Consider the following 1,171-nt stretch of genomic DNA (forward strand, 5'->3'; position numbering starts at 1 on the left):
GCCCGCGACCGCGCCCGGCATCAGGAAGACGGCGACGAACGGCACCAGGAAGGCGAGGCCCAGCGGAGTGCCGAAGCCCCAGATCAGCGTCCTGCGGGAGCGCAGGAGGGCGAGGCGGTCCCGGAGTTCGACGCGGCGGCGCTGGAGGGCGACGGCGGTCAGTTCCTCGGTGAGGAAGAAGCCGGTCACGAAGAAGCCGATCACCGGGACGACCGTCTGGCCGATGAACGGGACGAAGCCGAGGGCGAAGAGCAGGACGGCCCAGACGAGCGCCCGTGCGAGGACGCGGAGGCTGTCGCGGGCCGAGATCCACAGCTCCTGCCAGAGCGGCAGGTGGGACTCCGGGGCGGTGCCGTCCGGTGAGACGTCCCGGTCGACCTTCTCCGAGAGGTTCTCGTAGAAGGGCTGGCCGATGAGGAGGGTCACGGCGGTGAAGGTGATGACCGCGAGGGCCAGGGCCAGGGCGAACAGGACGGCCGTGAGGAGGCCGCGGAAGAGGCCCGGCCAGGGGCTGGACCAGTCGTCGGCGAAGGGGGTGGCCCAGGTGACGAAGTCCGGGCCCCAGGCGGCGAGGGCCACGAGGGCGGCTATGTAGAGGACCAGGGTGATGAGGCCCGGGATCAGGCCGAAGCCGTACTGCTTCCCGTGCCTGGCCACCCAGCGTTGGCCCTGGACGAGGTACTGGAAACCCACCCTCAGATCGCGCATGGGGCGCACTTTATCGTTCGGTGCGTTTGCGCAGGAGAGCTCGGGGGGTGGGGGTTGTCCGGCGAGTGCGGGTCCGTTGTGGTTGCTCGCGCAGTTCCCGGCGCCCCTTTCAGGGCGCGAACGCGCCCTTGGCTGTGAAGGCGAGCTCCGCGAAGCGTTCTCCGATGAGGTGGTGGGTCTCGGCGTCCGGGTGCAGGTCGTCCGGGAGCGGGAGGGCGGTGGCGTCCTGCTCGCCGTAGAGGGAGAGGCCGTCCAGGTAGTGGAGGGCGGGGTCCTCCTTGGCGCGCTGGGCCGCGATCGCCTTGAGCTCGTCGCGGATGACGCGGAGGGTGAGCCTGCCGGGGGTGAGATCCTCCGGGTCGCCCATCGGGCGGAAGCGGAGGCGGCCCTCCGCGAGGCCGGTGAGGTCGGGGGCGCTGGGGCCGGGGGTGTCCTCGTGGATGGGGCAGAGGATCGGGGAGAC

At 71.4% G+C, this 1,171-nt stretch carries 1 protein-coding gene and 1 pseudogene; both read right to left on the reverse strand.

Annotated elements, in window-relative coordinates; all coding sequences use genetic code 11:
• The coding region (locus P1P70_RS44880) for an EI24 domain-containing protein (protein WP_319248292.1) at positions 1-708 on the reverse strand (708 nt) is incomplete at its 3' end.
• 109 nt (positions 709-817) lie between these two features.
• Positions 818-1,171 (reverse strand): annotated as a pseudogene (locus tag P1P70_RS44885) (lipase); the annotation flags it as partial.

Origin of the sequence: Streptomyces sp. MB09-02B, from assembly GCF_033794485.1 — a bacterium.
In the GTDB taxonomy this organism is placed as follows: Bacteria; Actinomycetota; Actinomycetes; order Streptomycetales; family Streptomycetaceae; genus Streptomyces.